This is a genomic window from Bradyrhizobium sp. Mp27 (assembly GCF_029953005.1).
GTDB lineage: Bacteria > Pseudomonadota > Alphaproteobacteria > Rhizobiales > Xanthobacteraceae > Bradyrhizobium > Bradyrhizobium barranii.
Genome location: NZ_JASAUS010000104.1, coordinates 1 through 26,817, shown reverse-complemented (window position 1 = coordinate 26,817; position 26,817 = coordinate 1). Strand labels below are relative to the sequence as shown.

Genomic DNA, 26,817 nt, shown 5'->3' with positions numbered 1-26,817 from the left:
CGATCTGCGCCGGATGGCTCCCATCTGCGCACATCGAAAACGCGATCGTCAATCGCGTGGGGCATGGAGACTGGAATGAAGAAGCTTTTGCTGGCGGTCGCTTCAATTGTGCTCGGCACCGCATCCGCGCAGGCGGCCGATCTCGCCGCGCAATACACCAAGGCGCCGGTGATGGCGCCGGCCTATAACTGGACCGGCTTTTACGTCGGCGGCAATATCGGCGGGCAGTGGGGCAGCGCCGATCTGAACACCTCGACCGTCTGGACGCCGGCCGGCTATTTCGCCGCCAGCAGCGTTCCCGCTATCAATGCGGTCGGCGCCCAGGGCGTCAACAGCTCCAGCGTGACCGGCGGCTTCACCGCGGGCTACAACTGGCAGGTCAATCACGCCGTGCTCGGCCTCGAGGGCGACATCAACTATTTCGGCTTCAAGGGCAGCGCGTCCGGCTCGGCGCTGTATCCCTGTTGCGCCCCGACCGGCTTTACGGTCTCCTCGTCGGTCTCGTCCGACTGGCTTGCCACCATCCGCGGCCGCATCGGCTTCCTCGCGGCGCCGACCTGGCTGCTCTACGCCACCGGCGGCGCGGCGATCGCGGAGGTGAGGGGCAATTTCAACTTCACCGACACGTTCTCAGCCGCGACCGAATCCGGAACGATCCGCGATACCCGCGTCGGCTGGACCGCAGGCGTCGGCACCGAATACGCGTTCGGCGGCGGCTGGTCGCTCAAGGCCGAATATCTCTATGTCGATCTCGGCAGCGTCTCGGCGACCAGCACCAATCTGGTCGGCTTTGCCGGGACGACGCCATTTCCGAGCAACGTCTACACCCACTCGGTCGATCTCAAGTCGAACATCGTGCGCGTCGGCGTGAACTACAAGTTCGGCGGACCGGTCGTCGCCAGGTACTGAGCATCCCGTTCCTGATCTGGCGCGGAAAGCCCCGGCTCTGCCGGGGCTTTCTGTTGCGAGAGACGGTTCAGTGCGAGGCGACGAGCTTCGCCAGCGCGGGCAGGATCTTGTAGCGAACGATCTCGTGCGGGTATTCGCCGCGATTGGCGAGCAGGACGAAGCCGATCTGCCTGACAGGGACGAGGCCGAGATAGCCGGAGGCATTGTTGAGGCCGCCGGGCTTGTCGACGATGGTGGCGTCGGGGAGGTGAACCGTCTCCCAGGCCATGCCCTGTCCGAATTTGCCGTCGACGCGGAAGGTCTCGCGCTGCGTCATCCGCAGCGCCTCGCGCAAATGCGGATCGACCGAGCGGCCGTCGACGCAGGCCGCAACGAAGGTCGCGAGATCCCGCGCGGACGAAAACATCTGGCCGGCGCCGGGAAAGTCGAAATAGCTCTGCTGGTTGCCGGGTGGGCCGATCGCCATGCCCTGATCCGAATAGCCTTGCACGACGCGCTGCATCCTCGCCGCGTCCATGACGGCGCGGTTGTCCTCGCCGCGCTCCGGCAGGGAGGTTGCATTCATGCCGATCGGCCCAAGGATGCGCTGTTCGAACAGGGTTGCGATCGGAGCGCCGTAGCAGCGCTCGAGTACGAGCTGAAGCAGCACGTAACAGGCATGGCTGTAGATGCGCTGCTTGCCGGGCGCCTCGCCGGCCTGCGGCTCCCAGGCGTTGAACATGTCGATGAACTGCGCCCGCGAGAACGAGTCGTTCGGCCAGGGTGGATGGTCGGTCGACAGCAGGATGCCCGACGTGTGCGTGGCGAGCTGGCCAACGGTGACGCGGCGGACATAGTCTCCGGTGAGCTCGGGCAGATATTTCGGCAAGGCATCGTCGAGCCGCAATTCACTCCGGAGCGAGCCCAGCGCCACCAGCGTCGCCTCGAACGGTTTGCGCAGCGAACCAAGGTTGAACAGCGTATCTGGTGTGACCGGTCGTCGTGTGGCGTCGTCGGCGAAGCCGTAGTTGAAGAACTCGACATGGCGGCCGGCATAGAGCGCGGCGGCGAGGCCGCCCGGCTGGTCCGGCGTCATGGTCGGCGCCAGCTCGTTGGCGACGATGTCGCGCATCTGCGCGATCATGTCGGAATCCGCGGATGCGCGGCGCGGCCAGGCAAGCGCGAGGGGAACGAGCGCAGCCCGGGCGAACGCCCGCCGGGTGAGGTGTGATGAGGTGACAACAGACGGCACGGCTCTGACGCATGGTGCGATGCGCCCCCGAATCTCTTTCTAGCGGAGAGGGCGGCGCGCCCCAATTCACGATTGCGCGTTGTGGTTCCGTTCGTCGTTTTGCGGCCCGTAGCCCGGATGGAGCGCAGCGAAATCCGGGACCGCTGCAGCTTGTGGCAACACCTCCGGATTGCGCTGCGCTCCATCCGGGCTACGGGCTCCACAATTTAACTTAGCCGATTGGCTAACAATTATTGACGCCCGTCATCGGCCATGTATAGTTAGCTCCATGGCTAACCAATTATCCCAGCTCGACCAGATCTTCGCGGCCCTCGCCGATCCCACAAGGCGGGCGATCGTGATGCGGCTCTGCGCCGGCGAGGCCTCGGTCGGCGAGCTCGCCGATCCGTTCGAGATGGCGCTGCCGAGCTTCATGAAACACATCCATGTGCTGGAGACGAGCGGGCTCGTTCAGTCGGAGAAATCCGGCCGCGTGCGCACCTGCCGGCTCAGCCCGGACGCGCTCGTCGGCGCGGAGGACTGGTTCCAGCAGCAGCGCGCGATCTGGGAGGCGCGGCTCGACCGGTTCGAGGCTTACGTCTTGCAACTGAAGAAAGAGAAGGAGAGGGCGGCCGCCAAGCGGCCGTCCCGCACAACCAAACGGAAAGGTTCTGAGTGATGACGAATTCTGCCAATCCCGCTCTGTCGCAATGGTCGATGGACCGCGAGATCGTGATGTCGCGCGTGATCGACGCGCCGCGCGACCTGGTGTTCGAGGCGTGGTCCGATCCAAAACATCTCCCGCAATGGTTCGGGCCGAAGGGCTTCAAGCTCGAGACCTTCGAGATCGACGTGCGTGTCGGCGGCGTCTGGCGCTTCAACATGATCGGTCCCGACGGCACCGTCTATCCGAACCGCATGCGCTTCCGCCGCATCGAACGGCCGTCGCTGATGGAGATGGATCACGGCGTCGACCAGGACGACGATCCCGGCATGTTCCGCTTCACCATCACCTTTGCCGAGCAGAGCAACGGCAAGACCGTGCTGATGATGCGGCAACTGGCCTCGAGTACCGAGCAGCGCGATGGCATGATCGGCTTCGGTGCAGTCGAATACGGCTACCAGACGCTGGACAAGCTCGCGGCGTATGTTGGTGGGATGAAGAAATAGACTCCCCGCGTTATTCCGGGGGCCTCGAAGAGGCGCCCCGGAATAAGCTCGGAAACGCATGGGGGAGAGCAGTCGCCTTGGCGAATATGACAGCGCGCAGGTCAATTATGACAGCGCCATAACGTAGATTTTTGTCGCGTCGCGCCGCCGATTTATGACAGAATTGCTACCTCTTGATGTCATATCGATTACGGCGGAGCGATTCATGTTGCAGTGGCAGGCGCGGTCAAATCCCCTCGCGTGGTGGTGGGGGTCCCTGACGCTTGTAAGCAGTGCCAACATCCTCGTCTGGTTCATGCTGTACCGCGAGTTCTATCCGACGGTTGCCGGCAGCGCCGGCGGCGGTTCGGATATCGGGCTGATGTTCCTGCTCTGCGCCGGCTATGTGTTCGGCTGCGCGTTCCGATCGTTCCTGCCGCGCGCCGACGTGCAGCGCATCTGCCTGTTCGACACCTGGCTCTCCAGCGTGTTCGTCGGCCGCACCGTCGCGACCGTGGCCGAGCTGTGCTTCGTCGCGCAATGGGCGATCATCCTGCATCAGCTGGGTCACATGACCGGGGCGGAGACCGTGGTGAACATCGCGCTGGTGATCGTGCCCATCATCATCATCGCGGAGTGCTTCTCCTGGTACGCGGTCGTCACCACCAACTTCCTCTACAACGCGATCGAGAATTCGTTGTGGGCGGTGACGTTTTTCCTCGCCGGCATCGCGCTGTGTCGCCTCATGCCGGAATTCCAGGGACCGGTGCGCTGGGCGCTGATCGCCGGCATCATCGGCATCGCCTGCTTCCTCGCCTTCCTCGTCACCGTCGACGTGCCGATGTATCTCAGCCGCTGGCGGGCAGGGCATGAAGAGGGCAACAAGCTCCTCGGCTTCCTCGACGGCCTGCACGACGTCGCGACGCGCTGGGTGGTGACCCACGACATCGCGCACTGGAAGGGCGAGCTGACCTGGATGTTCCTGTATTTCACCGCTGCGGTGTGGTCGAGCCTCGCGCTCTGCGCGCTCTACGCCATGGAAGGCTATCTGACGCGTTACCTCGCCTAGTCGATCACTTGCCGACCAGGCCGCACTTGCTGCGGTCGAGCGGGCGGAAGGCCTGGTCGGGCGGGATGGTCGCGACCAGCTTGACGAAGTCCCAGGGGCCCTTGGATTCCTCCGGCGTCTTGACCTGCACCAGATAGAGATCGTGCACCATGCGCTGGTCCTCGCGAATGCGGCCGTTGGGCGTGTAGGCGTCCGACACCGGCGTTGCCTTCATCTTCGCCATCACGGTGGCGCTGTCGTCCGTGTCGGTGTCCTTCAAGGCTTGCAGATAGTGGCGCACGGCGGAATAGACGCCGGCCTGGATCTGCGAGGGCATCGCCTTGCGGCGCGCATAGAACGCGTCGGAGAACTTCCGGGCGGCTGGCGAGACATCCTCGAAGAACGAGGTGACGATGAGATCGCCGCGCGTTGCCTTGAGGCCGACAGCCTCGATGTCGACGTTCTGGAACGACATCGGCACGATCTTCATGCCCTGGTCGGCGAGGCCGAACTCCTCCGCCTGCTTGATCGCGGTGGCGTTGTCGCCGGCGACGTTGATCGCCAGGATTTTTGCGCCGGAGGACTGCGCTTGCAGCAGGAAGGAGCTGTAATCGGGCGTGCCGAGCTGGGCCTTGACGCTGCCGGCGACCTTTCCGCCGAGGGCCGCGATGCGGTCGCGCGCGGTCGCCTCGATCGAGTGCCCGAAAGCATAGTCGCCGGTGATGAAGAACCACGGCTCCTTGCTGGTCTGCATGATGCCGGAGACGACCGCGGTTGCGGTGGAATAAGCGTCCTGAGTCCATTGCACGCTGGTCGGCGCACAGGCCTCATCGGTGAGCTGGTTGGCGCCCGCGCCGGAGACGAGGAAGATGTTTCCGTTGCCGCGCACCAGCTCCTGCACCGCGAGCGCCGCACCGGAACTGCCGCCATCCGCGATCGCCTGAACGCCGTCGCTGAACCATTTTCGTGCGAGTGAGGCAGCGAGGTCCGGCTTGTTCTGGTGATCGGCCTGCAGGATCTCGATCGGCTTGCCGTTGATCTTGCCCCCGAATTCTTCCGCGGCCATCCGCGCCGCCTCGACCGAGCCCGGGCCCATCGCGGTTGCGAAAATGCCGTTCATATCGGTGAGGACGCCGATGCGGATGGCGTCGCCCTTGATCTCGGCGCGCGCAGGGGAGCCCGCGAGCGCCAGCGTGACCAGCAGGAGGGCGGCGGATGGGGTGCGGAGAATGGCCATGGCGTTTCCTGAATATTGTTATGTTTGATTGGTCGATGGCGGCGATCAGGCCGGTTCGGCGATGACTTTGTTGCGCAAAACTCCGATGCTAGAGATTTCGACCTCGACGGTGTCGTCCGGGCGCATCCACAGCGGCGGCGTGCGTTTGGCGCCGACGCCGCCCGGCGTGCCTGTCACGATGACGTCGCCGGGGACGAGCGGGCAGATGGTGGAGATGTAAGCGATCAGCTCGGGGACGGCGGTGATCAGGAGGTCGGTGGTCGTGTCCTGGACGACGGTGCCGTTCAAACGCGTCTGCAGGCTGAGCTTCGACGGATCGGGGATCTCATCCGCCGTCACCAGCCACGGGCCAAAGCTGCCGCTGTCCGCAAACGTCTTGCCGGAAAGGAACTGGCTGGTGTGGCGCTGCCAGTCGCGGATGCTGCCTTCATTGTAGCATGAATAGCCGGCGATATGGTCGAGTGCGCGGCTTGCCGGGATGTGGCGGCCCTCTTTGCCGATGACGAGTGCGAGCTCGCCCTCATAGTCGAAATCGTCGCTCACTTTCGGCTTCACGATCGGCTGGAGATGGCCGACCTGGCTGCAGGGGAAGCGGACGAACAGTGCCGGCTTCTCGGTGACAGTGCGGCCGGTCTCGGCGACGTGGTCGCGATAGTTGAGACCGACACAGATGATCTTGCCGGGATCAGGGATCACAGGTGCGAAGCTGATCGTGTCGAGTGGATGATCGGGCGCTGTGGAGGCGACCAGCTTTGCCGCTTCGGTAACGCGACCGCTTCGAGCAATTGCCGCAGCGTGGTGCAGGGCGCCATGCGTGAGCCGAGATCGACGACGCCATTGTCCTTGACGGCCCCAAAAGAGGCGCGGCCACTGGCGATAAAAGAAAGCAGCTTCATGGGATGTCCTTGAGGAGAGTTCGGTCAGGCCGCGGACGGCACGTGGGTTGGAGGCGTGATGGCGGCGACGAGCCGGTCGAGCTCGGCATCGTTGCGGGCGGTGCCGCCGATGTAGCGGTCGGGGCGAACGAGCGCGGCGATGATGCCGTGCTCGCGGAGCCAGGGGCCGATGCCCTCGGCAACGTCACTGGTCAGGATATTGATGCCCGCCTGCGAGAGAGCGGGACGGGCTGCGCCCTCGACAAGCAGCACATAGCTATAACCGATCCGGTCGTCGCCACGGCCGCCGTCGTTCAGCGTGAATTGTGGTGCGAGGTGTCCGGCGAGAGGCAGGTCGCCGAGCGCGAGCCCGGGACCAAGCAGGGGCTTCTTGACTTCGAGCTTCACCGGAGCATTCTTGCGGGGTTCGCCAGCCGCAAGACCCGCCTCGATTGCCTTGGTGTTGATCACACCGCCAAGGCGAATAGCGAGCTCGATGAACTCGCGCACATGCGGCTGGCGCTCGCTCTGATAGGTATCGAGCAGTTCAGGTGCGGCGCCGTCGCGGATGACGGCGGCAAGCTTCCAGGCGAGGTTGGCGGCATCGCGGATGCCGGCGCACATGCCCTGGCCGAGGAAGGGCGGAGTCTGGTGCGCGGAATCGCCCGCAAGCAGCAGCCGGCCACTGCGCCATTGCTGGGCGATGACGGAATGAAAGGTGTAGACCGCGGCCCGTTCGAGCTCGGCATCGTCGGGCGTGATCCAGCGTGACAGCAGCTCCCAGACCTTGGCCGGCTGAGCGACGTCGTTCGAATCCTCGTCGGGCAGGACCGTGATCTCCCAGCGCCGCCGCGTGCCGGTGCAGCGGACATAGGTCGCGGGTCGGTGCGGGTCGCAGTGCTGGATACTGTAGTCACCGAGATCGTCGCGGTTCCGCTCGAGCTGCACGTCGATCACCAGCCAGCGCTCGTGGAAGCCGAGGTCGTCCATGCAGGAGCCGATGAAGCGACGGACGAGCGAGCGCGCGCCGTCGCAGCCGATCACATAGCCGGCGCGGACCTCGCTGAGCTTGCCGTTCGAGAGATCTTCGTAGCGGACGCGCACGCCGCTCTCGTCTTGATCCAGCGCGAACACGTCGCAGCGGCTGCGCAAGCTGACGTGCGGCCAGCGCGCGAGGCCGCTGATCAGCACGTCCTCGAGATCGGGCTGGTGGAAGCGATAGCTGAGATTCCAGCCCATCGGCGTCAGCGTCTGCGGCCGCGACCAGTCCAGCAGCATTTTGCCGTCGGCGTCGAGGAACAACATGCCGGGGCTGAGAATGACCTGCGGCAGGATCGTATCGGCCAGGCCAATGGTCTGGAATACGCGCATGCATTCGTCGTCGAAATGCACCGCGCGTGGCAGATGATAGGTCCGCGCCTCGCGCTCCAGCACCAGGGTCCGCACGCCGCATAGGCCGAGCAGATTGGCGAGCGTGGCACCGACCGGGCCACGGCCGACAATCACGACGTCAAATTCCTCGGGGGCGGATTTATCCTGCATGGGGCCATCTCTTCCCCAAGCCGCGCCGCAGCATCAACGCCGTCGCGCCAAGTGTCCGCCCAGCGGACGGCCCTTGGCAAGGTCGTCATGGCCGGGCTTGACCCGGCCATCCACGCCTTGCCGCGCGGCACGAAAGACGTGGATGCCTGGGGCGAGCCCGGGCATGACGGCGTGGACATACCGGCCGCGCTACGGCTCGACCGGAATGGCGGACGCCGTCTCCTGGAGCTGGCCGACAAACTGCGCCATTGCTTCCTCGATCCCCAGCGCCGAGCGGATCCAGATGATGGAGATGCAGCCGTAGACGGCGCCTTTGCGCACGATCGGAACGGCGATTGAGGCGGTCTTGGGATTGTATTCGCCTTCGCTGCGGACCGCGTAGCCGCGCGCTTGCGTCTCGGCGATCATCTGGGTGAGACGGCCCTCATCGAGGAAGGGACGGTCGTCGGCCTCATCGATGCGGCGGAGATGGCTGACGATGAGGTCCCGCTCGCGCGTGGGGCATGCGGCGAGATAAGCGCGGCCTGCGGAGGTCCGCAGCATCGGCAGCCGTTTTCCAATCATGCCGCGGTCGATCGAGAGCGGGCTGCGCGAATGGGTGGTTTCCTGCACCACCATCGCGGCGTTCTCGTAAGTCGAGAGATCGACCGGCCAGACCAGAGTTTTGCTGAGTTCGGCGAGAAAAGGCGCGGCCGCCTGGCAGATCACGACACCGGGATCGTAGCCGTCTCCGAGGCTCAGAGCGAGGCGGGTCACGCGAAAGCGCTCGTCGCTGGCGCTGCGGGCGACATAGCCGAGTTCCTCCAGCGTTTCGAGCAGGCGATAGACGGTCGGGCGAGGCAGATCGAGCGCGCGGGCGACGTCGCCGGCACGAATGCCGCCGGAGCGGTTGACCTCCTGCAGCACGTCCAGCCCGCGCTTGAAGGCGCGCACGCCCTCCGATTGCCGAGGTTGGCCGTTCCGCGTCCGCTCCTTGGACACTTCGTATTTCCTCCCTTGTGGCAGATCGCGCCGCGACTATCGTCTTTGCGAACGCGAAGCGATTGCGGACATCACCGTAGGATCGCGCGCGGCCGGTATCAAGTTCGCCGCACTGCGGTGAACGCGATGCCCTCGGGAGGACGTCGATGGAAATCACCGCGCTCGGCTATATCGGGATCAACTCGTCCCAGCTCGATCAGTGGGGTCAGATGGCGACCGGGCTGCTCGGCATGCAGCAGGTCGATCGCGGCGGCAAGATGCGCGCCTTCCGCATGGATGATCGCAAACAGCGGCTGATCGTTGATGGCAGCAGCGATGCCGGTTTGGCGGTGATGGGCTGGGAGGTTCCCTCGACCGTGGAGCTGGAGCAGCTTGCGGGCAGGCTCGAGAGCCATGGCGTGAGGGTGACGCGTGGCTCGCGCGCGCTCGCCGACGAGCGCAATGTCGCCGAGCTGATCGTTTTCGCGGACCCCGCGGGCAACCGGCTGGAGGCTTTCTGCAAGCCGGAGCTTGCGAACGAGCCGTTCAGGCCGGGCCGGCCGATCTCGGGCTTTCGCACCGGCGCGCTCGGCATGGGCCACGTCGTGATGAATGTCGAAGATGTCGAGCCGCTGCTGCCGTTCTATCGCGACGTGCTCGGCTTCCACGTTTCGGACTACGGGCTGAAACCCTACGGGCTCTATTTCTTCCATGTGAACGGTCGCCACCATTCCTTCGCGATGGTCGGATCGGGGCGCAAGGCGCTGCACCACTTCATGGTCGAGCTCGGGACCCTTGACGATGTCGGGCAGGGCTACGACCTCGCGCAGCTCGAAGACGGTCGCGTGGTCTACACGCTGGGCCGGCATACCAACGACCACATGACCTCGTTCTATGTGAACACGCCTTCCGGCTTCTTCATCGAATATGGCTGGGGCGGGCGCATCATCGATCCCGAGACCTGGCAGCCGCACGAGACCTTTGACGGGCCTTCGCTGTGGGGCCACGAGCGCCTCCATATGCCGGACGAACAGCGCAAGCGGCTGCGCGACATGCGGCTGGATGCGGCAGCCCGCGGCGTGCGCGTCGCCGATCCGAACGTGCCGCCGCTGAACTGCGCGTGGCTGGACCAGGTGGTCGCGCGCGAATGATCCGCGGGCACGCGGCAAAATCGGCGGCGCGGTGGAGGCGTTTTCGCCCGACGGAGCAAAGCTGGAACCTTAAGCGCTCGGCGGCGATCAGGCCTCGCCGAGATCGACCTCGGTCAATATGCCCTGGCGCAGCGCCAGCCGGACCAGCTCGATGTCGGAGCCGACGCCGAGCTTGTCCTTGATCAGGGAGTGCAGGTTCGCCACCGTCTTCGGGCTGACGTGGAGCGTCTCGGCGATCTCCTCCGTCGTGTTTTCGGCGAGCAGCAGCCGCAGCACCTCGAACTCGCGCGGCGTGAGGACGTCGGCGGCCGAGCTCTCGCCGCTGATACGGCTGAGCGCGAGCTCGTGGTCGATGTCGGGGCTGATGGCGATCTTGCCGGCGAGCACGTCCATCACGGCGCGCACCAGCGTCTCCGGCGGGCTGGTCTTGGTGACGTAGCCCCGCGCGCCGGCGCGGATCGCCTGCACGGCGAAGCCGGCATTCTCGTGCATGGTGAAGACCAGGATCCGTGCCGCCTTGTCCCATTGCCTGATGCGCCTGACAGCCTCGATGCCGCCGATGCCGGGCATGCTCAGATCCATGATGACGAGGTCGGGCGCCTCGGATTTGAACAGACGGTAGGCCTCGGCGCCGTCGGCGGCTTCGGCGACGACGCGAAGCCCCGGCTGCTTCTGGAGCACGGAGCGATAGCCCTCGCGGACGACGGAATGGTCGTCGACCAGCAGAATGGTCGCATCGGCCGCGCTCATGCCGCGCGCTCCAGCGGCTGCCGATCGACGCCTGCAAGCGGAATGACCACGCGCAGCGCGGAGCCGCCGTTTGGCGCGGCCTCGAAGCTCAACTGGCCGCGCAAGGCCGCAACGCGCTCGCGCATGCCGAGCAGGCCCATTCCGGATTTTGCGACGGGATCGTTCGACCGTCCGTCGTCGTCGATCGCAAGTGCGATCTCGTCGGCACGCATGATAAGCTCCAGGCTTACCCGGGTGGCGCCGGCATGCTTGGCGGCGTTGGTGAGCGCCTCCTGCACGATACGGTAGAGGCTCGCGCTGATAGTGGCTGGCAGCGTCGCGAACGCACCGTCGAAACGGATCGAAAACCGCGTCTGGCCGCGGCTACGCCCGTTCCAGCCCGCAACCAGGCCTTCGAGGCTCGCCACGAGCCCGAGCTCCTCGACATCGGGCGGGCGCAGCCGGAACAGCGCGCCGCGCAGCGTCTCCATCATGCCGGTTGCGGTCCGCGCGATGCCGTCGCACTCGCCAAGCAGGGAGGGGCAGTCCTGTACGGCGGTCTGGCGGGCGGAGGAGGCGAGCGCGCGGATGGCGGCCAGCGACTGGCCGAACTCGTCATGCAGCTCGCGCGCGAGATGGCGGCGCTCCTCGTCCTGGAGTGCGATCAGTTTCCGCGTCAGCTCGCTGCGCTCGGCCAGCGCGGTGTCGAGGCTTTCGGCGAGATGGTTGAAGACGTCGCGGATCGCCGACAGTTCGGCGAGATCGAACGGCGGCAGCCGCGTCGAAAGGTCATTGGCGGCGATCCGTTCGAGGCCGGAGCGGATCATGCGGGTGGGCCGTAGCGCACGCGCCAGTGCGGCGTAGACCAGGACGCACAACAGCGGCAGTGCGATCGCAAGTGCGAGCATCAGGCGGCCGGCCTCGTGCCAGGCGTCGGCCGTCTGCACGGCCGGGTCGACCGAGACCACGGTCTCGCCGAGTTTCGTTCCGCGCACGATCACGGGCCGAGCCGCCTCGCGGCCGGGGTCAAACAGGCTGCGATAGAAGGCCGCGAAGACTTGCGGCGGCGGGTTCGCCGGAATCGGCGCGCCACTGCAGAATCGCTGCAGGATGTCGCCGCTCACGCCGCGGAACGCCAGGCACAGGCCGGGCGTCATCACATAGGCCGAAACGGGGTCGAGGTTGGGAAAGTCCGAGCGCGGGCTCGCCACCCACTGGATCTTGCCCTGTTGCAGCTCTAGCGTCTTGGCCACGATGGCGGCGATGTCGTCGAGGCGCGCATGGGCCGCGCGGTCGGCGGTGATGAGGAAATAGGCGGAGATCGCGGCGAAGCATGCGGCCGATATGGCGGCCACGCGCAACGTCAGACGGACCTTGAGATCGAACCTCGGGCGGTTCCACATCGGCGGGCACCTGGCGCGAACGGAATTGTCGCCCCGGCATTAAACGGCAGAACGCAAGCGGCGCAAAGCGCCGCGCTTACCGCGGTGCAACGTCGTGAAATTTTCCCGGCACGCGCCGGGACGGGGACGGCTGCATGGCCTGAGGTTGCCGTCCAGATTGCGCCGGCGCTCCATCACACGAGGCCCGCATGCGCCGTATCAGCTTGATCCTCTCTGCTTTCCTCCTCTTCGTCCTCCCCTCGGCCTCTTCGCCAGCCGGCGCCGAGGATGCCATCGGCGTTGCCATGGACGATTTCAGCTACACCGATACGTCGGCCGAGCCGGCCAACCAGACCGCCGCCCACGAGCGGCGGCTGTCGGCGTTCATGGCCGCGCTCAGGCGGGATATCAGTGCGGATGGCCGTTACCGGCCGGTGCCGTCTGGCCAGGACGGCGCGGCATTCAAGGTCATCGGCGGCATCCAGAAGACGAGCACGCTGGTGCAATGGGCCAAGGTCGCCGTGATCGACGTCGGCGCCAAGAAGCTCGTGATGGACAAGCTCTACACCTTCCGCGGCGACAATGATGAATCATGGGAGCGTGCCGAGATCTTCGTGTCTCGCGAGGTCATGGCCGCGCTTGCCACGCCCGCGCCGGTCGCGCTGGCCGTGTTCGATTTCGAGCTCGAGGATACGACCGCCGCCTCGGCTGGCGCTTCAGCCACGTCGGATACGTCATACCTGGCCGAGGTCACCGGCAGCGTGCGCGAGGCGTTGGGCCAATCCGGCCGTTACCGCATCGTTGATGCCGGCGGCGAGGCGGTCAAGGCGCGCGCCTTGCGGGATTGCGGTGGCTGCGAGGCAGCGATCGCGCAAAAGCTCGGCGCGGATCAGTCGCTGATCGGCGTGGTGCGGCGGGTCAGCCGCACCGAATACACGCTCGGCTTCCAGGTCCGCGATGCCAGGACCGGTGCGGTGCTGTCACGTGGCGACAGCGGCCTGCGCATGGGCGCCGACTATTCGTGGAAACGGGGCGCGGTCCGGCTGGTCAGCGATAAGCTGATCGGGAGCCAGTAACCGCGATACCAGCCCTAGAACGTCAGCTGCACCTTCATCGATTGCGAGCGGTCGCTGGCGAGTTCGAACGCGGCGACCGCGTTCTCGAACGGCATGGTGGCCGTGATCAGCGGTTTCACGTCGATCAGCCCTTCGCCCATCAGCCGCACCGCGAGCTCGAATTCGGGGTCGAAGCGGAAGGTGCCGCGGAGCTGCAATTCCTTGGCGACGATGGAGTTGATCGGCAGCGTCATCTCGCCGCCGAGACCGAGCTGCACCAGCGTCGCGCCGGGCCGGAGAACGTCGAGCGCGGTGCGAAGCGCGGCCTGGTTGCCGGAGGCTTCGAACAGGGTGTCGAACACGCCCTTGCCGGCGCGCCAGGGATCGAGCGCTGCGGCATCGGTCGCGACATTGATGGCGTGGGTGGCGCCGAGCTTTCTCGCGACCGCGAGCGGCGCGTCGGCGACATCGGTCACCACGATCTCGGACGCGCCGCCGAAGCGCGAGACGAGGATCATCAGCGCACCGATCGGCCCGCAACCCGTGATCAGCACGCGCTTGCCGAGGAGGGGGCCGGCCTGCTTGCCGGCATGCAGGCACACTGCGAGCGGCTCGGCCACCGCGGCTTCCGCCAATGTCAGTTTGTCCGCGATCGGCACCGCCTGCGCGGCATCGACCGTGATGAACTCGCGAAAGCCGCCTTGCACGTGGGGGAAGCGCATCGCGCTACCGAGGAAGCGCATGTCGAGGCACTGGTTGCGCATGCCTTCCTGGCAATGCAGGCACTGCCCGCACGGTCTGCTCGGATTGACGGCGACGCGCGTGCCCGGCTTCACATTGGTGACGCCGTCGCCGACGGCCGCGACCACGCCCGCGATCTCATGGCCCAGCGCCATCGGCTGCTGGATGCGCACGACGCCGAAACCGCCGTGATGATAGTAGTGCAGATCGGAGCCGCAGATGCCGCCGTTCGCAATCTTGACGCGGACTTCGCCCGGGGCGGGGGCCGGATCGGGATAGCTGTCGATCCGCAGGTCTTTCGGGGCGTGGATGACGACGGCGCGCATGGTCTCGTTCCCAGTTTCGCGATTACATCGCGGCGATCATGCCGCCATCGACATAGATGATCTGTCCGTTGACGTAGGTCGAAGCGTCCGACGCCAGGAAGATCGCCGCGCCCACCAGCTCGTCCGGCTTGCCCCAGCGCTTGGAGGGGATGCGACCCATCAGCCAGTTGTTGAAGTCGGCGTTGTTGACCAGCGCCTCGTTCATGTCGGTGAGCATGTAGCCGGGGCCGATCGCGTTGGCCTGGATGCCATGCTGGGCCCATTCCACCGCCATCGAGCGGGTCAGGTTCTTGATGCCGCCCTTGGCCGCGGTGTAGGGCGCGATGGTGGGACGCGCGAGCTCGCTGCCGAGCGAACCGATATTGATGATCTTGCCACGCTTGCGCGGGATCATGCGCTTGCCAGCCTCGCGGCCGATCACGAAGGCGCTGGTGAGGTCAGTCTCGATCACCTTGCGCCATTCGTCGGTGGTGAACTCGACCAGCGGCTTGCGGTGCTGGATGCCGGCATTGTTGACGAGAATGTCGACCGCGAGCCCTTCGCGGTCGAAGCGCTCGAAGGCCGCGACGATCGCGGGCTCATCGGTAACGTTGAACGCCGCGCCCTCGGCCTGATGACCGGCGACGCGAAACTCGGCGACGGCCTGCTCGACTCGCTTGGGGTCGACGCCGTTGATGATGATCTTGGCGCCGGCCTTGGCCATGCCCTCGGCAATGGCGCGGCCGAGCCCGCGGGAGGAGCCGGTCACGAGTGCGGTGCGGCCGGAAAGGTCGAAGAGGGCGGTGCTCATCTCAAGAAATCCTCAGGCGTTGGAGCGACGCACGGTCAGATCGGAGCGGTCAAATACGGCGGGCAGAAGGTCGACGCCGAGGCCGGGTCCTTCCATCGGATAGACAAAGCCATCCTTGATCGTCGGCATCGTGGTGACGAGCTCATTGTACCAGCCCCTGTAGAAGGCGCGTACCGATTCCTGGATCAGCGTGTTGGGCTGGCTGAACGACATGTGGATGGCGGCGATGAAGCCGATCGGGCCGATGCAGTCATGCGGCGCAAACGGGCGGTGATAGGTCTCGGCCATCGCCGCGATCTTGCGGCCTTCGGTCAGGCCACCGGTCCAGCACAGATCCGCCATCACCACGTGCATGGCGTCGCGGTCGAGCATGTCCTTGTAGGGGAAGCGCGAGCCCAGCGTCTCGCTGGCGCAAACCCAGACGTCGGTCGAGCGGGCATATTCGGCCAGCGCCTGCGGCGAGTTCATGCGGATCGGATCTTCGTACCAGGTCGGCTTGTAGGGCTCGAGCGCGCGTGCGATCTGCTTGGCGGTCGGCAGGTTCCAGAGCGAGTGGAGCTCGACCATGATCTCCATCTTGTCGCCGACGGCCTTGCGGATCTTCTCGAACGGTTCGATCGCCCACTTCATCTGGGCTGCGGTGATGTAGAGGCCCTTGTTCTCTTGGGCCGCCGGGTCGAACGGCCAGATCTTCATCGCGGAGATGCCGCTCTCCAGCAGGCTTTCGGCCAGCGCGTCGGCGTGGTGCATGAAGCCGTCGAGGTCTTCGTACGGGCCCTTGGAGGCGCCGAGATTCCAGTTGGCGACGGGGCTGATATTGGTGGAGCGGACATATTGCGTGCCGGCGCAGGTGTTATAGATGCGCTGCTTGTCGCGGCAGAGGCCGCCGAGCATCTGGTGCACAGGCTGATTGCAAGCCTTGCCGAACAGATCCCATAGCGCGATGTCGATTGCGGAGGCCGCGCGGTATTCGACACCGGTCGAGGACTGCGCCATCGGCAGGTTCAGCATGTCGCGATGGATCGCCTCGATGTGCAGTGGATTGCGGCCGAGCAGGCGGCCGGCAAAGGTGTCGTGGATCTGCGCTTCGACCGCGCCCGCGCCATAGAAGGTTTCGCCGAGACCGATCATGCCCGTGTCGGTGTGAACGCGGACCCAGATGACGTTGGAAAATTCCTCGGTGCGCAGCGTCTCGATTGACGTGATCTTCACGGCAACAATCCTCCCATCACAGGCGCCTCGCGCCTGACGTCTCATTTTGCACTGCAACATGTTGCAGATCGCGCGAACGTCTTACGCCTGCTTGTAATATATCACAACATGTTTTAAGGGTCCCACAACTAAGGCGCCAACGAGCAATGAGAGCGCGGCTGACAGGAGGACGACATGGCACGGCGCAAGCGCGCGCTCGAGGTGGTGAGAAACGAGGACGACGGCGAGGGCAAGCCCTCCCGGCGCAACCGGCTCAACTTCTTCGAGCTGGCTTATCAGAGGATCGAAGAGCTGCTCGTCCACTGCGAGCTCAAGCCCGGACAATTCATGACGATGCTGGAATTGCAGCACATCACCGGCTTCGGGCGCACACCGGTGCATCACGCCGTCAATCGCCTCTCCGCCGACACGCTCATCATCATCCGTCCGCGCCACGGCCTGCACATCGCGCCGATCGATCTTGCGCGCGAGCGGATGCTGCTGGCCTTGCGCCGCGACATGGAGCGCTTTGTCGTGCGGCTCGCGGCCGATCGCGCCAGCCTGTCGCATCGCAATCAGGCGCTGCACATCGAGCGTCTGCTGCGCGAACGCCGCGCCACCCTGACCCTCGACGAATTCAACAGCATCGATCGCCGCATCGACGCGCTGGTGCTGGAAGCAGCCGGCGAGCCCTTCCTGGTGCACACGCTGCGGCCGTTGCACACGCTGTACCGCCGCATCGGCTACATCCACCATCGCTTCATGCCGGGACAGGCCGAGCTGTCAGGCACGATCGATCGCCACCTCGCCATTCTCGTTGCGGTCGCCGGCCGCCATGTCGAGGATGCCGTGAAGGCGAGCGATGCGTTGATCGACTACATGGACCACATGTTCACGGGCATGGAGGCGGGGATCGATCCGCGCCTGCTCGATTGCAGCATCGAGCCGCTGCTCGGCACGTAAGAGAGTTTTGAAGAGAGGACCAAAGATGCAAACGATGGCGATGCCACAACCGACCGCGAGCGAGGCCGCGGTCCGCTACCTCATTACGAACTACAGTCCCAAGGGCAACAAGGTCGGCTGGCTGATGATGGCCTCGATCCTGGTCGAGGCCTGGGACCTCTATTCGATCGCCTTCGTGCTGATCTTCATCAAGGAGCAGTACAATCCCGATCCGCTGATGCTCGGTCTCGCTGCGGCCGGCACGCAGGGCGGCGCCCTGATCGGCGCGCTGCTCGGCGGCTGGCTCTCCGACAAGATCGGCCGCCGCGTCATGTTCCTGGTGACGATGGTGCTGTTCATCGTGCTGGCGCTGGCGCAGGCCTTCGTGCCGAACGTGACCTGGCTCATCGTGATCCGCTTCCTGCTCGGCATTCCGCTCGGTTCGGATATTTCGACCGGCTACACCTACATCATGGAATCCATGGCCAAGGGTGAGCGCGAGGTCATGGGCAATCGCTGGCAATTCATGTTCGCCGTCGGTGAAGTTCTCACCATCGGCGTCATCGTGATCTTCCTGCTGATCGACATGCAGCACGAGATGCTGTGGCGCGTGACGCTCGGTCTCGGCGCGGTGCCGGCGCTGATCATCCTGATCATGCGTCACGACGTGCCGGAGACGGCCGTGTGGCTGGTGCAGAAGGGACGTTACCGCGAGGCCAAGAAGGTCGCGCGCGAGATGTTCAACGACAATCTCGACATGTTGCCGGACCAGGACGTGAAGGTGCCGAAGGTCAGCACACGTGCCTTCATCGCCGACCTCAGGAAGGATCCGATCCGCTGGCGCGCCACGATCTACGGCTGGATCGCCTGTTTCGCGCAAGGCAGCGAGTTCTCGACCTTCGCGTTCTATCTGCCGGTGCTGTTCGTGATGGTTGGCGTGTCGAGCGTGCTCGGCATCAATCTGGTGACGATGGCGCTGTTTTCCTTCGCGGCTCTGTCCGGCTGGGTCGGTCCGCTGCTGACGCCCAAGATCGGCCACCGCGGCATCTCGATCGCCGGTTTCGGCATCGTGCTGGCCTCGCTGCTGGTCGCGGCCTTCGCGCTCTACACCGACAACAAGATCCTGCTGCCGTTCGCGGCGGCCGCCATGTTGTGGGGCCATTATTGGGACGCGTCGAACTGCATGACGATCCCGACCATGGTTGCGAAGCCCAAGTATCGCGGGACGGCCAGCGGCTTCGCCTACATGTTCGTGAAGTTGCCGTCGTTCCTCGCGATCTTCCTGTTCCCGACGGTGTTCGCGGCGATCGGCCAGGCGAATGCCACGCTGATGGTCGCGATCTTCCCGCTGATCGGATTGCTCGCCGCGATCTTCATCCTGCCGGAAGTCTACGGCTACGAGAACGACTGACGCGTTGCCCGGTCGCGACCTTGTGGCCGCGATCGGGCTTTTCCCACTACGGGCTCAGGAAGACGGGATTGATCCCGGACCCGAGCAGACCGATCGCCTGAAGCTGGGTGCTGTGGAGGTCGATCTCCACGATCGCGAACAGGGTCAGCAGCACCACGACCGAGACGACGAGCAGAGGGTGGAATGTCCCGCCACCTTGTTCTGGCGCGGTGAAGCTCCGAAACGAGCGACGCGGTGAAGAACTCTGCGGCAATGCCTTTGACTGAATCTGCATAATGGACCTCCATGCCGCGCCGTAGCTGCGCGACGAGGTCAAGCATAGGTCCGGCTTTGCCGGCGACATTGATGCGCCGCAAATTGCGCGCGATTACCGGATCGCAGCCGCAAGCGCTGCGATCAAGGCGGGGGGCGTCACCAGCAGGCCCAGCTTGAGGAACGGCCAGGCGCCGACCTCGATTTTTTCGCGGCGGAGCGCAACCAGCCACAGAATGGTCGCGAGCGAACCGGTGATCGAGAAATTCGGTCCCAGGTCGACGCCGATCAGGATGGCGTTGACGACCGAGGTGGGCAGGTGATCGGCGGCCACGATCGACCCGGCGACGAGGCCGACCGGCAGGTTATTGGCAATATTGGTGGCGATGGCGGTGGCGATCCCAACGCTCCAGCCGGCCCCGGGCACGGACTGCGCGACGGCCTCGTGCAGAAGTGCGCTGAGATGGCCGATCACGCCAGTCTTCACCAGTGCTTCCACCATCACGAAAAGCCCGCCGACCAGCGGCAGCACGCTCCAGGACACGTGCTTCAGCACCGGCATGGGCGACTGACGGCTGAGCAGCAGGACGAGGCCGGTCGTCACGGCGCCGCAGATGAAGGTCGGCAGGCCAAGCTGCTTGTCGAGCGCGGAGGCCTTGATCAGCACGACGCCGATCGCAGCAATGCCGATCGCGGTCAGCTTGCCGCCGCGGCTGAGCACCTTGTGCGACACGCGGCGCTCGATGATCTCCTGTTTCAGCGCGCGATGCTGGGTGATGCGCAGTACGACATAGGTCAGCACGATCGAGGCGAGCGAGGGCAGGGCGAACTGACGCAGCCATTCGGTCAGATGCGGCATGCGCGCGCCGAACACGACAAGATTGGCGGGGTTCGAGATCGGCAGCACGAAGCTTGCGGCGTTCGCGATGAAGGCGCAGACGAAGAGATAGGGTAGCGGCTGGGCGCCGGCCGCACGCGTTGCCGCATAGACCGCCGGCGTCAGCACGATCGCGGTCGCATCGTTGGACAAGAACACCGTGACCAGCGTGCCGACGAGATAGATCAGCAGAAACAGCCGCTGCGGCGAGCCGGCTGCATATTCGACGGCGAGGGCGGCAAGATAGTCGAACAGGCCTTCGAGCCGGGCGAGCTCGGCGATCAGCATCATGCCGATCAGGAAGAGATAGACGTCGACGCCTTTCTCGATGCCTGTGAGCGCGTCCTGCCACGGCAGGAGCCCGAGCAGCACCAGGGCGCCGGCGCCGATCACGGCCCAGATCGCCTCGGGCAGGCGAAAAGGCCGGATGATGACGCATGCGGTCGCGGCGACGATGATGCTCCAGGCCCAGATGGCGTCAGACGGCACGTTCAGTCCTTGAGGTTGGGTCGGTTCATTCGGCAGCGATAACCGATGCTGGAGCCGCTGTCTTCCCCTGTGCCTGCAAGGTGCCACGCCGGGTCTCGGGCAAGGCGAGGAGGCAGACGATGGCACCGATCGCGGCGACCGCGCCGAGCGTGATGAACGCCGCGCTGTAGCCGGCTCCGACCACGACGAGGCCCGCAAGCGTCGTCGACAGCGCCGCGCCGATGCTCTGGGCGGTGATGATGGCGCCCTGCGCGACGTTGAAGCGGCCGGTGTTGCGCATGAGGTCGGCGACGATGACGGGGAAGATCGCGCCAAAGATGCCGGCGCCGATGCCGTCCAGAAGCTGCACGCCGACCAGCCAGAACGGATTGTCGGAAAGCGTATAGAGTGCGCCGCGAATGGGCAGGATCAACAATGCGGCGAGGAAGAAGCGCTTGTGGCCCCAGCGGTCGGCCTTGGCGCCGACCAGCATCGCGAACGGCACCATCACTATTTGAGCTGCGACGATGCAGGCCGACATCAGGCTGGTGCCCATGTTCTTGTCCTGGAGCGCGAGTTTCTGCCCGACCAGCGGCAGCATGGCCGCGTTGGACAGGTGAAACAGCACGACGCAGACCGCGAAGACGAGGAGGGGGCGGCAGGTCAGGAGCACCGCGAGACCCGAGGGCTGTTCCGGCTGGTCACCGGTATCGGCGTCGTGCAGCCCGCGCGCGAGGTCGTGGTCGATGGCGCGGGCGGGGATCGCGAGAATGCTCACGAGGCTTGCGACCGCCATGGCAGCGAGAAGGTAGAACACCACGGTCGGGCCGAACCAATAGGCGGAAAGTCCCGCCAGCCCGGCGGCGACTGCATTGCCGGCGTGATTAAAGGTCTCGTTGCGACCGATCCGCCGGGTGAAGGCGGCATGGCCGAAGATGCCGAGCGAGACGGCGGCGATCGCCGGCGGAAAGATCACTGCGGCGGCCTGCGCGATGCCTTGCGAGATCGCGACCGGCAGGAAGGCGGGAAACAGCGGCAGCGACAGTGACGCCAGCGTCACCATGATGGCGGCGATGACCATCGCCAGCCGCTTCGCCCGCGTCGCATCGACCAGCGCGCCCGCCGGCGTCTGCGCCACGATGCCGGCAATGGTCGCGATCGACATCACGAGGCCGATGCGTGCCTCGTCCCAGTGCTGCTCGGTGAGGAGATAGACGGCGAGATAGGGCCCAAGCCCGTCGCGGACGTCGGCGAGGAAGAAGTTGGCCGCATCCAGCGCGCGGCCGGCGCGTCTCGTCTGGTCGGTGGGGTCATGGGAGGCCTGGCTCGACATCGGTCTCTCGATCGAGGCTGGGAAGCGACCAGCCAGAAACCGATCTCACGCCACCTTTGTTCCGCCCTTCAAAACTTCACGGCCAGCAGCACCGCGCCGGCGCCGATCATGGCGATGCCGAGCCAGCCCTGTGCGGTCGGACGCTCGCCGAGAAAGGTGAAGGCGAAGACGGCCACCAGCACGACGCTGAGCTTGTCGATCGGCGCCACCAGCGTCGCGGGGCCAAGCTTCAGCGCACGGAAATAGCACAGCCAAGACGCGCCGGTCGCAAGCCCGGACAACACCAGGAACAGCCAGGTCTTCGACGAGACCGCCGACGGCACCGCGAATTGTCCGGTGAAGAACAGCAGCACCGAGAATGCGAGCAGTACCACGATCGTGCGGATGAAGGTCGCCAGATCCGGATTGATGTTCTCGACGCCGATCTTGGCGAAGATCGCGGTGAGCGCCGCGAAGCAGGCGGAGAGTAGCGCCCAGGTCTGCCAGGCGGAGAGGAGGGCGGGTTTCATGGGTGTGTTGCTTTCACCTGGTTGTTCGCACTCCACTGTCGTCCCGGACAAGCGAAGCGCAGATCCGGGACCCATACCGCGGAATCTTTCTCGGGGCACACACGTCGTCGTTCTTCGCCAAACACGATCCTGTGGTTATGGGTCCCGGATCGGCGCGCCGCTGCGCGGCGCTTGTCCGGGACGACAGCGGAGTTTTTGACTTCCACTCACCTTGCCGCCGCCAACTTCTCCGTGATCGCCTTGCGCAGGATACGCGACAGCGATTCCACCGAATACGGCTTCTGGATCAACTCGAACCCGCGATGCGCGTTCTCGGCGAGGACGTTGCTGTAGCCGCTGGTGAGCACGACGGGCAGGCCCGGATAGCGCTCGCGGATGACGCCGGCGAGCTCGACCCCGTTCATGCCGGGCATGATGACGTCGGAGAAGACGAGGTCGACGGCGAATTCGTTCTCGCCGAGAATGCCGAGCGCCGCATTGGCATTGGCGACCCGGCGGACGACATAGCCGAGATCTTCCAGCAGCTCGGTCGAGAACTGGCCGACGTCGTCATTGTCCTCGACCACGAGCACGCGATAGCCGCGCCCGGTGGTGGCGGCCTCGCTGGTCAGTGCCGCAGCGTCCTTCTCCGCGGCAGGACTGTGCGCCTGCGGCAGGTAGATGGTGAAGGTCGCGCCTTCGCCGCGTGTGCTCGTCACCGCGATGTCGCCCTCCGACTGCTTCGCGAAGCCGAAGGCCTGGCTGAGGCCGAGGCCGGTGCCCTTGCCGACCTCCTTGGTGGTGAAGAACGGCTCGAAGATGGCGTCGATGTTTTCAGGTGCGATGCCGCTGCCGGTGTCCGCAACCGAGATCGCGACGTAGTCGCCGCCGCGCGCCGACTGCGCACGCAGGCTCGGGATGCCCGCGACCTTGCGCACGGCGATGGTGAGGCGGCCTTCGCCCTCCATCGCGTCGCGGGCATTGATGGCGAGGTTGATCAGTGCGGTCTCGAACTGCGCGATGTCGGCCACCGTGAAGCAGTCGGCATCGTTCACCTCGACGGCGATCTCGATGCGGCCGCCGACCAGTGGCCGGACCAGTTGCGCCACGGCCTCGACCTGGCTGCCGACGTTGAAGATCTGCGGCTTCAGCGGCTGCCTGCGCGCAAAGGCCAAAAGCTGCGCGGTGAGCTTGGAGGCGCGCTCCACGGTGTCGGAGATGGCGTCGACATAGCGGCGGCGGCGTTCTTCCGGCAGCTCGCGGCGGCGCAGGAAGTCGGTCGCCGAGCGGATGATGGTGAGGAGGTTGTTGAAGTCGTGGGCGACGCCGCCGGTGAGCTGGCCGATCGCCTCCATCTTCTGCGACTGGCGCAGCGCTTCCTCGCCGCGGCGGCGCTCGGTGATGTCGACGGCCTCGGGCACCGCACCGGTGATGTTGCCGTGGCGGTCGAGCACGGGACGCATGCCGAAGTCGAAATCGCGTTCCCCGATGGGCAGGCGCAGGCGCATCTCCAGCCGCACCGCTTCGCCTCTGAGCACGGTGTCGAAGGCCTTGCGCACGGTTGCGCTCATGCCGTGGGTGCCGGTGAACCAGGGCGTGTCCCAGAACGGCTTGCCGATCACGTCCGCGGCGCTCGCCCCGATGCCGTCGAGCGCGGTCTTGTTGGCATAGAGCAATTCGCCCTCGAGGTTGACCAGGCCCTGATACTGGTTGCTGGTCTCCAGGATGGCGCGCAGCCGCGCCTCGTTGGATTCGAGCTCGGCGGTGCGCTCGGTGATGCGCTCCTCCAGGGTCTCGTTGAGTCGCCTCAGCTCGATCTCGGCCTGCTTGGCGGCGGTGATGTCGTGGGCGACGCCGATGAAGCCGATGTGCTTGCCGGTCGGGTCCCAGCGCGGCTGCGATTCCGAGCGCAGCCACCGCCATTCACCGCTGGCGTTCTTGTAGCGCGCTTCCAGCACGAACGGCTTCAGCGACGCTTCGCCCTGGACGGATTGCTGCAGCACATGCGGCAGGTCGTCCGGATGCAATATCTTGCGCCAGTCGAAATCGATGGCCCGGTCGTAGGGCAGGCCGATGAAGTCGACGTAGGCCTGGTTGGCGAAGGAGCGCGTGCGGTCGAGCTTCGTGACCCAGATCGGCACCGGCGCGCTGTCGGCGATCAGCCGAAACCGCTCCTCGCTCTCGCGCAACGTCTCGCGCGCGAGCATCTGGTCGGTAATGTCGATGTGGGCGCCGACGAGCCGGACGGCGCGGCCGTCCTTGTCGCGCTCGAACTTGGCGACGACCCGGATCCAGCGGGTCTCGCCGTCGCTGCGGCGGATGATGCGGTATTCGGCTGTGTAGTCCTCGCTCGTCCCGGCGAGTGCGTCGAAGAAATGTTTCACCGCGGCGTCGCGGTCATCAGGGTGGATGCGGTTGACCCAGTCCTCGTGCGTCTCGTCGACGGCCTCAGACGGCAGCCCATGGATCATCAGATATTCCGGCGAGCGGCGGTTCTTGAAGCCTTCGCGGAAGTCGACCTCGAGGCCGCCGACCTTGCCGATGCGCTGGATACGCGCCAGCTCTGCCTCGCGCTCCTGGAGCGCGTGATAGGCGTTGTCGCGCTCGAGCGCGATCTCTTCGAGGTGCTGGCGCAGCCTTTCGGCGGCGGTGATATCGGGCAAGGGATCGTTCAAGGTGTCGGCCGTTGTGATGCAAGAGCGCACGTGCCGAGCCGATATTCCCACAGACAAAGCGTGATAGCCATTACTGAAAAGGGGATAAGGACGGAAAGGGCCACCGATCGCAGGGGTGGGTATGAACGAACGCCGGGTCTGGCTATTTGTTCCCGAATGTTGGAACGATGAGCCCCCGTGCGCGTATTTGCGAGGCGCCGCAACTCTTAATCATAAGACTTCCTTCCCGAAGAGGCTAAATCTTGAAGCTCTTTGTCTGCCAGGACTGCGGCAACGTCCTCTATTTCGAGAACCGCGCCTGCGAACGCTGCGGCCACCGCGTCGCGTTCCTGCCGGAGAAGGAGACGATGTCGGCGATCGAGCCCGACGGCGAGGCCTGGATGACGCTCGCCGACAAGGGCAAGGGGCGGATGCTCTGCCGCAACGCCGAGTACGATGCGTGCAACTGGCTGACGGATGCGGGCGACACCACCGGCTATTGCCGCGCCTGCCGCCACAACGGCATTGTGCCCGATCTGTCCGATCCGGTTCAGCTCGCCGGCTGGCGCGAGTTGGAGGTGGCGAAACACCGGCTGTTCTATTCCCTGATCCGCTGGAAGCTGCCGCTCCAGACGCGGCAGGAAAATCCCGAACATGGGCTGATCTTCAATTTCCTCGCCGACGATCCGAACAGCGGGCAGAAGATCATGACCGGCCACGATAACGGCCTGATCACGATCGCGCTGACCGAGACCGACGAGATCGAGCGCGAGCGGCGCAGGCTCGAGATGGGCGAGCCCTACCGCACGCTGCTCGGGCATTTCCGCCACGAGGTCGGCCATTACTTCTGGGACGTGCTGGTGCGCGAGGGCGGCAGGCTGGAGCAATGCCGCGCCGTGTTCGGCGACGATTCCGCCGATTACGGCCAGGCCTTGCAGCTCCATTATGCCGAAGGCGCGCCGCCGGACTGGCAGCAGACCTACGTCTCGGCCTACGCCACCACGCATCCCTGGGAGGATTTCGCCGAGACCTGGGCGCACTACCTCCACATCGTCGATACCCTGGAGATGGCCTCCGAGTTCGGCATGGAGGTGCGCCCCAGGGTCGATCGCGACGGGGAGTTGACGGCGCGCATCCGTTTCAACCCCTATGAGACGAGGGACGTCGAGGCGCTCGTCAATGCATGGCTGCCCTTCACCTTCGCTATCAACAGCGTCAACCGCGCCATGGGGCTGCGCGATCTCTATCCGTTCATCCTGTCGCCGGCGGTGGTCGGCAAGCTGGGCTTCATTCACGGCTTGGTCAGGGACGTGGCCAAGGCCGCGAAGCCCTAGGTCCGCTCATGGGCTCACCGGGCCGATTTCGGTCTTGCGCTGGTACGCCAGAGGGCGCGGATTTAGACCGTTGCCTCCGGCCGATTTTGATGTACCACGGGGGTCACACGGCCCGTCCCCGCAGGCCCCAACGGCCAGGGAAGGGTCCCGCCCACGGTCGAGACTCAAGAAAAGCATGTTCAAACGCATTCTGATCGCCAATCGCGGCGAAATCGCCTGCCGGGTCATCAAGACCGCTCGCCGCATGGGAATTCAGACGGTTGCGGTCTATTCCGAGGCCGACCGCGATGCCCTCCATGTCGAGATGGCCGACGAGGCCGTCCTGATCGGCCCGCCTGCAGCCGCCGAGAGCTATCTGGTGATCGAGAAGATCGTGGAGGCCTGCCGCAAGACGGGCGCCGAGGCCGTGCATCCCGGCTACGGCTTCCTGTCCGAGCGCGAAGCGTTTCCGCGCGCGCTGGAGGCCGCCGGCATCGTCTTCATCGGCCCGAACCCGGGCGCGATCGCCGCGATGGGCGACAAGATCGAATCCAAGAAGGCCGCCGCGAAGGCCAAGGTCTCGACCGTGCCGGGCTATCTCGGCGTCATCGAGGACGACAGGCACGCGGTCAAGATCGCCGACGAGATCGGCTATCCCGTGATGATCAAGGCCTCCGCCGGCGGTGGCGGCAAGGGCATGCGCATCGCGCATTCGAAGAGCGAGGTTGCCGAAGGCTTCAACCTTGCCAAGGCCGAGGCGAAAGCCTCGTTCGGCGACGACCGC

The 26,817-nt window shown here is 65.4% G+C and carries 24 protein-coding genes and 1 pseudogene; 10 read left to right on the top strand and 15 right to left on the bottom strand.

Annotated elements, in window-relative coordinates; translation table 11 throughout:
• The first annotated feature begins 75 nt into the window (after positions 1-75).
• Positions 76-909, top strand: coding sequence for an outer membrane protein (locus QJT78_RS35605; RefSeq protein WP_038944124.1), 834 nt, complete (start codon positions 76-78; stop codon positions 907-909).
• Positions 910-976: 67 nt separating this feature from the next.
• On the opposite strand, the gene QJT78_RS35600 is transcribed toward QJT78_RS35605, so the two are convergent.
• Complete coding sequence (locus QJT78_RS35600) at positions 977-2,032, bottom strand: serine hydrolase (RefSeq protein ID WP_038944125.1); 1,056 nt, start codon at positions 2,030-2,032, stop codon at positions 977-979.
• Between the two features lie 376 nt (positions 2,033-2,408).
• Here QJT78_RS35600 and QJT78_RS35595 point away from each other — a divergent pair, with 376 nt between their 5' ends.
• From QJT78_RS35595 to QJT78_RS35585, 3 genes are all read left to right on the top strand, one after another.
• The gene (locus tag QJT78_RS35595) at positions 2,409-2,798 is read left to right on the top strand and encodes a metalloregulator ArsR/SmtB family transcription factor (RefSeq protein WP_028152276.1); all 390 of its coding nucleotides are present in this window, start codon (positions 2,409-2,411) and stop codon (positions 2,796-2,798) included.
• Positions 2,798-3,289, top strand: coding sequence for an SRPBCC family protein (locus QJT78_RS35590; protein WP_038936237.1), 492 nt, complete (start codon positions 2,798-2,800; stop codon positions 3,287-3,289). The genes QJT78_RS35595 and QJT78_RS35590 overlap by 1 nt, the downstream gene beginning before the upstream one ends.
• A 205-nt stretch (positions 3,290-3,494) precedes the next feature.
• A complete protein-coding gene (locus tag QJT78_RS35585) occupies positions 3,495-4,337 on the top strand; it encodes a hypothetical protein (protein ID WP_038944126.1) in 843 nt (280 codons plus the stop codon).
• Between the two features lie 4 nt (positions 4,338-4,341).
• Here the strand turns inward: QJT78_RS35585 and QJT78_RS35580 are convergent, their stop codons facing one another.
• The 4 genes and pseudogenes from QJT78_RS35580 to QJT78_RS35565 all read right to left on the bottom strand — a co-directional run bounded on the left by QJT78_RS35580 (position 4,342) and on the right by QJT78_RS35565 (position 8,951).
• Complete coding sequence (locus QJT78_RS35580) at positions 4,342-5,553, bottom strand: ABC transporter substrate-binding protein (protein WP_028152279.1); 1,212 nt, start codon at positions 5,551-5,553, stop codon at positions 4,342-4,344.
• A 45-nt stretch (positions 5,554-5,598) separates the two neighbouring features.
• Positions 5,599-6,449 (bottom strand): annotated as a pseudogene (locus QJT78_RS35575) (fumarylacetoacetate hydrolase family protein).
• A gap of 24 nt (positions 6,450-6,473) precedes the next feature.
• On the bottom strand, positions 6,474-7,970 hold the full coding sequence (locus tag QJT78_RS35570; RefSeq protein WP_028152280.1) for a bifunctional 3-(3-hydroxy-phenyl)propionate/3-hydroxycinnamic acid hydroxylase: 1,497 nt from the start codon (positions 7,968-7,970) through the stop codon (positions 6,474-6,476).
• Between the two features lie 189 nt (positions 7,971-8,159).
• Positions 8,160-8,951: a DNA-binding transcriptional regulator gene (locus tag QJT78_RS35565; protein WP_038953847.1), complete on the bottom strand. Its 792-nt coding sequence runs from the start codon at positions 8,949-8,951 to the stop codon at positions 8,160-8,162.
• A gap of 146 nt (positions 8,952-9,097) precedes the next feature.
• Between QJT78_RS35565 and QJT78_RS35560 the strand changes: the two genes are divergently transcribed.
• Positions 9,098-10,081 carry a VOC family protein gene (locus tag QJT78_RS35560; protein ID WP_028152281.1) on the top strand — a complete coding sequence of 328 codons (984 nt, stop codon included), beginning with the start codon at positions 9,098-9,100 and terminating at the stop codon, positions 10,079-10,081.
• 87 nt (positions 10,082-10,168) lie between these two features.
• Here the strand turns inward: QJT78_RS35560 and QJT78_RS35555 are convergent, their stop codons facing one another.
• Positions 10,169-10,831: a response regulator transcription factor gene (locus QJT78_RS35555; RefSeq protein WP_028152282.1), complete on the bottom strand. Its 663-nt coding sequence runs from the start codon at positions 10,829-10,831 to the stop codon at positions 10,169-10,171.
• Positions 10,828-12,213 carry a HAMP domain-containing sensor histidine kinase gene (locus QJT78_RS35550; protein WP_028152283.1) on the bottom strand — a complete coding sequence of 462 codons (1,386 nt, stop codon included), beginning with the start codon at positions 12,211-12,213 and terminating at the stop codon, positions 10,828-10,830. The genes QJT78_RS35555 and QJT78_RS35550 overlap by 4 nt, the downstream gene beginning before the upstream one ends.
• Positions 12,214-12,401: 188 nt before the next feature.
• Here QJT78_RS35550 and QJT78_RS35545 point away from each other — a divergent pair, with 188 nt between their 5' ends.
• Positions 12,402-13,268, top strand: coding sequence for a DUF3280 domain-containing protein (locus QJT78_RS35545; protein ID WP_028152284.1), 867 nt, complete (start codon positions 12,402-12,404; stop codon positions 13,266-13,268).
• Between the two features lie 14 nt (positions 13,269-13,282).
• Here QJT78_RS35545 and QJT78_RS35540 read toward each other — a convergent pair whose 3' ends face one another.
• From QJT78_RS35540 to QJT78_RS35530, 3 genes are read right to left on the bottom strand one after another with little or no spacing between them, the layout of a single operon-like run.
• A complete protein-coding gene (locus QJT78_RS35540) occupies positions 13,283-14,314 on the bottom strand; it encodes an L-idonate 5-dehydrogenase (RefSeq protein WP_028152285.1) in 1,032 nt (343 codons plus the stop codon).
• Between the two features lie 22 nt (positions 14,315-14,336).
• The gene (locus tag QJT78_RS35535) at positions 14,337-15,104 is read right to left on the bottom strand and encodes an SDR family oxidoreductase (RefSeq protein ID WP_028152286.1); all 768 of its coding nucleotides are present in this window, start codon (positions 15,102-15,104) and stop codon (positions 14,337-14,339) included.
• A gap of 12 nt (positions 15,105-15,116) precedes the next feature.
• Positions 15,117-16,316 (bottom strand): mandelate racemase/muconate lactonizing enzyme family protein, encoded by a 1,200-nt coding sequence (locus QJT78_RS35530; protein WP_028152287.1) that lies wholly within the window; start codon positions 16,314-16,316, stop codon positions 15,117-15,119.
• Between the two features lie 174 nt (positions 16,317-16,490).
• Between QJT78_RS35530 and QJT78_RS35525 the strand changes: the two genes are divergently transcribed.
• Together QJT78_RS35525 and QJT78_RS35520 are read left to right on the top strand one after the other, a co-directional pair.
• The gene (locus QJT78_RS35525; RefSeq protein ID WP_028152288.1) at positions 16,491-17,258 is read left to right on the top strand and encodes a GntR family transcriptional regulator; all 768 of its coding nucleotides are present in this window, start codon (positions 16,491-16,493) and stop codon (positions 17,256-17,258) included.
• 25 nt (positions 17,259-17,283) lie between these two features.
• Entirely contained in the window at positions 17,284-18,648 is a 1,365-nt protein-coding gene (locus QJT78_RS35520) for an MFS transporter (protein ID WP_038953853.1), read from the top strand.
• A 46-nt stretch (positions 18,649-18,694) separates the two neighbouring features.
• Here QJT78_RS35520 and QJT78_RS35515 read toward each other — a convergent pair whose 3' ends face one another.
• From QJT78_RS35515 to QJT78_RS35495, 5 genes are all read right to left on the bottom strand, one after another.
• On the bottom strand, positions 18,695-18,922 hold the full coding sequence (locus QJT78_RS35515; protein WP_028152290.1) for a hypothetical protein: 228 nt from the start codon (positions 18,920-18,922) through the stop codon (positions 18,695-18,697).
• Positions 18,923-19,015: 93 nt separating this feature from the next.
• The gene (locus tag QJT78_RS35510; RefSeq protein ID WP_038944132.1) at positions 19,016-20,266 is read right to left on the bottom strand and encodes an arsenic transporter; all 1,251 of its coding nucleotides are present in this window, start codon (positions 20,264-20,266) and stop codon (positions 19,016-19,018) included.
• A gap of 25 nt (positions 20,267-20,291) precedes the next feature.
• Positions 20,292-21,578: an MFS transporter gene (locus tag QJT78_RS35505; protein WP_049807799.1), complete on the bottom strand. Its 1,287-nt coding sequence runs from the start codon at positions 21,576-21,578 to the stop codon at positions 20,292-20,294.
• Positions 21,579-21,646: 68 nt separating this feature from the next.
• Positions 21,647-22,087, bottom strand: coding sequence for an EamA family transporter (locus QJT78_RS35500; RefSeq protein WP_028152293.1), 441 nt, complete (start codon positions 22,085-22,087; stop codon positions 21,647-21,649).
• Between the two features lie 206 nt (positions 22,088-22,293).
• Complete coding sequence (locus tag QJT78_RS35495) at positions 22,294-24,771, bottom strand: PAS domain S-box protein (RefSeq protein WP_028152294.1); 2,478 nt, start codon at positions 24,769-24,771, stop codon at positions 22,294-22,296.
• A gap of 212 nt (positions 24,772-24,983) precedes the next feature.
• Here QJT78_RS35495 and QJT78_RS35490 point away from each other — a divergent pair, with 212 nt between their 5' ends.
• Both QJT78_RS35490 and QJT78_RS35485 read left to right on the top strand, forming a co-directional pair.
• Complete coding sequence (locus tag QJT78_RS35490; protein WP_028152295.1) at positions 24,984-26,054, top strand: putative zinc-binding peptidase; 1,071 nt, start codon at positions 24,984-24,986, stop codon at positions 26,052-26,054.
• Positions 26,055-26,229: 175 nt separating this feature from the next.
• Positions 26,230-26,817, top strand: a 588-nt coding sequence (locus QJT78_RS35485) for a biotin carboxylase N-terminal domain-containing protein (RefSeq protein WP_281460439.1), incomplete at its 3' end; no start/stop codon positions are given.